Origin of the sequence: Francisella noatunensis subsp. noatunensis, assembly GCF_009823375.1 — a bacterium.
GTDB classification, from domain to species: Bacteria; Pseudomonadota; Gammaproteobacteria; order Francisellales; family Francisellaceae; genus Francisella; species Francisella noatunensis.
In genome coordinates this window covers 1-3887 of record NZ_WBSX01000142.1, presented here as the reverse complement: position 1 = coordinate 3887, position 3887 = coordinate 1, and the positions used below count along the sequence as shown (strand labels likewise).

The following is a 3887-nucleotide window of genomic DNA, read 5'->3' as shown; positions in this document are numbered from 1 at the left end:
CCTCATGTTTTAATCTACCACAAATAAGTTCCGGAGATATCTTCTTTTTTAACAAAGCTATTATTAGCTTTTTAACTTTACAGGATAGCTTATGATTATTTGAAGTTCTGCGGCTTTGATATAGCTTCTGTGCTATCTCAGCATTATAGTCACTATTTATACTAGTGCGATTAAGTTCCTTTTTTATAGCTCTTTCACTATAGCCAATTTTATTGGCTATTTGAGATGTTTGGTATCCTAATTTAAGTAATTCTTCTATACAATATCTATTTGAAAGAGTTAAGTGCTTTGGCATTTTTTAGTTCCTTATCGTTTATTTTAGTTTCGTCAAAACCTAATAAACTATATTTGGAACTCTCTTTCAACTATTTAAAACTTTCAGAATACAATCTAGCTATAATATTTATTGATATCTAAATATGATAAAATCTTTTACAAAATTATAATTATGTAAAAATTTTAATTACTATGCTTACATTTCAAGAAATTATTTTAAAACTACATCATTACTGGGCATCTAAAGGTTGTGCGATTATTCAGCCATTAGATATGGAAGTAGGAGCTGGGACATTTCATCCAGCGACAACTCTAAGAGCGATAGGTCCAGAGCCATGGATAGCGGCTTATGTTCAGCCATCAAGAAGACCTACAGATGGTCGTTATGGTGAGAATCCAAATCGTACGCAACATTATTATCAATATCAAGTTGTGATGAAGCCATCGCCTGATGATATTCAAGAGTTATATCTTGGTTCACTTAGAGAGCTAGGTATAGATCCATTAGAGAATGATATTCGCTTTGTTGAAGATAACTGGGAGTCGCCAACTCTAGGTGCTTGGGGACTTGGTTGGGAAGTATGGTCAAATGGTATGGAGATTACACAGTTTACATATTTTCAACAAGTAGGTGGACTTGAGTGTAAGCCTGTAATGGGTGAGATTACTTATGGTCTTGAGCGACTAGCTATGTATATTCAAAATGTTGATAGCATGTATGATATCTTATGGGCTAATACCCAAAATGGTCCTTTATATTATCGTGATGTATTCTTACAAAATGAAATTGAGATGTCTACTTATAACTTTGAAGAAGCTAATGTTGAGGAGCTTTTCAAACAGTTTGACTTATTAGAGAAAGAAGGTTATAGACTAGTAGGAAAAAATCTACCAATTCCAGCTTATGAGTTTGTATTGAAAGCTTCACATACATTTAACTTATTAGATGCGCGTCATGCAATATCTGTGACAGAAAGACAAGGCTATATTCTAAGAGTTAGAAAGTTAGCTTTAGAAGTAGCTAAAGAATATTATAGTGTTAGAGAAAAATTAGGTTTTCCAGCTTTTAAAAAGTAATTTTCTAATCTGTCATACTACGGCTCGACCGTAGTATCCATGTATATGCTAAAATTTGAATAGATTCTATGGTCAAGCCATAGAATGACACATTGGGTTGGTTCGCTATGAGATCTATCAGTCAAATATTAAAATTTCTAGATATTCAAACCTTATCTCCAAATAATTTTCAAATTGAATCGCTATCTTTGGATAGTCGTAAATGTGATGAGAAATCAGTATTTATAGCTCTCAAAGGACTATCAACTGATGGTAATAAATATATTGATAGTGTTTTAGCTAAAAATGTCAGCTTAGTATTAACAGATAGTCATGAATTTGAAGATCAAAAACGTGTTTTCTATATTCAAAGTTTAAAAGAGAAGCTATCGAACCTTGCTATATGGTTTTATGATTATAAAAAACCTCAAAATATAATAGGTATAACAGGTACAAATGGTAAAACATCGATTTCTAGTTATATTGCTCAATTAAAAAAATTAATTGGTCAAAAATCATTATTACTAGGTACAAATGGCAATGGGATTTATCCAGATCTACAAGAAAGTACCCATACGACATTAGATATATTATCTTTGTATCAAACTATTTCATATTATAAAGATTATCAAAATCTTGTTATGGAAGTATCTTCTCATTCATTGGATCAAAAGCGTACTGAAGGTTTAGATTTTGATATTGTGGTATTTAGTAATCTTAGTCATGATCATCTTGATTATCATAAGACTATGGATAATTATTTTGAGGCTAAGGCAAAATTGTTTCAATTTAAAAGCCTTAAAAAAGCTGTAATAAATATAGATGATGAATATGGTCAGAAACTGTGTGAAGTTTGCGACTGTGAGATAGTAACGGTAAGTTTAAAATCAAAAAAAGCAGATATTTATCTAGAATCTAAAAGTATAGAGAGTATGCAAACAAGCTTTGATTTATATATTTCTCAAAAGTATACTGGTACTTATCAAACATCTTTAGTTGGCGAATTTAATCTAATGAATTTAGGTTTAAGTTTAGCAGTATTAGATGATAGCTCTACTAGAGAACAACTTCTAGAAAATATTTTTAAATTAAAACCTGTAAAAGGCCGTATGGAAGTAATAGCATTAGCAAATGGCGCTAAAATCATAATTGATTATGCGCATACTCCAGATGCTTTGGAAAAAGCTCTACAAACTTTAGCAAACTATTATCCAAATAATCTATGGTGTATCTTTGGTTGTGGTGGTAATAGAGATACTACCAAAAGACCTATAATGGCTGAAATAGCAGAAGAATACGCTAATAAAGTAGTAGTTACAGAAGATAATAACCGTTTTGAAAATATTGAAAGTATTTTTGATGATATCAAAAAAGGTTTTAGTCATCCTGAAAGGCATACTTTTATTGATAGTAGAGAAAAAGCTATCAAATATACTATTGAAAACTCGAAAGCTAACGATGTTATTCTATTAGCTGGCAAAGGACATGAGTGCTATCTTGATAAAAATGGTATTAAAGAGTATTTTGATGAGCGAGAGGTTATTGCTAAGTATAAAAACACTACCCCGTCAACCTAAAGGTTGCCACCCATTCAATATTTTGAAGGGGAATTTATAATATTTGTGGAGCAAAATGACAAATTTAGAAAAGAAAATAAGTTTTATCCAAGAGATAGACAAGCTAAAAGGCGTATATCGTAGAGCATTGATAAAGTGTGATAATAATCGTAGAGAGAATACAGCAGAACATAGTTGGCACGTAGCTCTTATGGGCGTTATATTACAAGAATATGCAAGCGAAGAGCTTGATATGCTAAAAGTGCTTAAGATGCTATTGATCCATGATATTGTTGAGATATACGCAGGTGATACTTATGCTTTTGATAATCATGCAGTACTTGCTAAGCAGAATGATAAAGAACTAGAAGCTTTAGAGAAAATATTTTCATTGTTACCAGAAGGCGAAGCAGAAGAGTATAAGGCTTTATGGATTGAGTTTGAAGATAATCAAACATTGGAAGCTAAATACTCAAAAGCTATAGAAAAAGCAGTTCCAGTTTTGCAAAATATGCAGAATAATGGTGGTAGTTGGGTAGTTTATGGCAAAGTACCTAAAGAAAAAGTTATTAGTAGAAACTCAGAATTAAAAGACATTGCTCCAGAGCTATGGCAATATGTAAAAGGACAGATTGATTTGGCTGTAGAGAAAGGGTGGCTTGTTTAAGCAAATATTTATAGTGACAGTACATTGTACTGTCATAAGAAAACAGACAGATCAATAATCTGTCACTACGATAGTTTATTTGCTAGATTGTATTCTCAATGTTTATAGAGATACCAAAATGTACTTCATTAGGTGTCAAGTAATTTAAACATTTCTTAGGTCTATTATTCAAGTCTATCTGTAACTTTCTAATGTATTGATGAGATATATTGTTAAAGTTAGTACCTTTAGGTATAAATTGTCTGATATACCTATTCATGTTTTCATTAGTACCTCTTTGCCAAGGACTGTATGGATCAGCAAAGAATACTTTGATGCCAGTCTTGCTAGTT

At 31.5% G+C, this 3887-nt stretch carries 5 protein-coding genes; 3 read left to right on the top strand and 2 right to left on the bottom strand.

Going from position 1 to position 3887, the window contains the following annotated elements; genetic code table 11:
* A partial coding sequence (locus F8C69_RS09455) for a helix-turn-helix domain-containing protein (RefSeq protein ID WP_159184785.1) occupies window positions 1–295 on the bottom strand: 295 nt, incomplete at its 3' end.
* A 173-nt stretch (window positions 296–468) separates the two neighbouring features.
* Here F8C69_RS09455 and glyQ point away from each other — a divergent pair.
* The 3 genes from glyQ (at window position 469) to F8C69_RS09440 (ending at window position 3555) form a co-directional block, all read left to right on the top strand.
* On the top strand, window positions 469–1353 hold the full coding sequence (glyQ, locus tag F8C69_RS09450; protein WP_159184991.1) for a glycine--tRNA ligase subunit alpha: 885 nt from the start codon (window positions 469–471) through the stop codon (window positions 1351–1353).
* Window positions 1354–1460: 107 nt separating this feature from the next.
* Window positions 1461–2909: a UDP-N-acetylmuramoyl-L-alanyl-D-glutamate--2,6-diaminopimelate ligase gene (locus F8C69_RS09445; RefSeq protein WP_159184990.1), complete on the top strand. Its 1449-nt coding sequence runs from the start codon at window positions 1461–1463 to the stop codon at window positions 2907–2909.
* Window positions 2910–2964: 55 nt separating this feature from the next.
* Window positions 2965–3555, top strand: a complete 591-nt coding sequence (locus F8C69_RS09440; protein ID WP_159184989.1) for an HD domain-containing protein — start codon at window positions 2965–2967, stop codon at window positions 3553–3555.
* A gap of 82 nt (window positions 3556–3637) precedes the next feature.
* Here the strand turns inward: F8C69_RS09440 and F8C69_RS09435 are convergent.
* Window positions 3638–3887: IS30 family transposase (locus F8C69_RS09435; RefSeq protein ID WP_159183763.1), on the bottom strand; the 250-nt coding region annotated here is incomplete at its 5' end.

Coding starts and splice junctions, on each gene's coding strand:
- F8C69_RS09445 (WP_159184990.1), top strand. CDS start 1,461: ATGAGATCTATCAGTCAAATATTAAAATTTCTAGATATTCAAACCTTA.
- glyQ (WP_159184991.1), top strand. CDS start 469: ATGCTTACATTTCAAGAAATTATTTTAAAACTACATCATTACTGGGCA.
- F8C69_RS09440 (WP_159184989.1), top strand. CDS start 2,965: ATGACAAATTTAGAAAAGAAAATAAGTTTTATCCAAGAGATAGACAAG.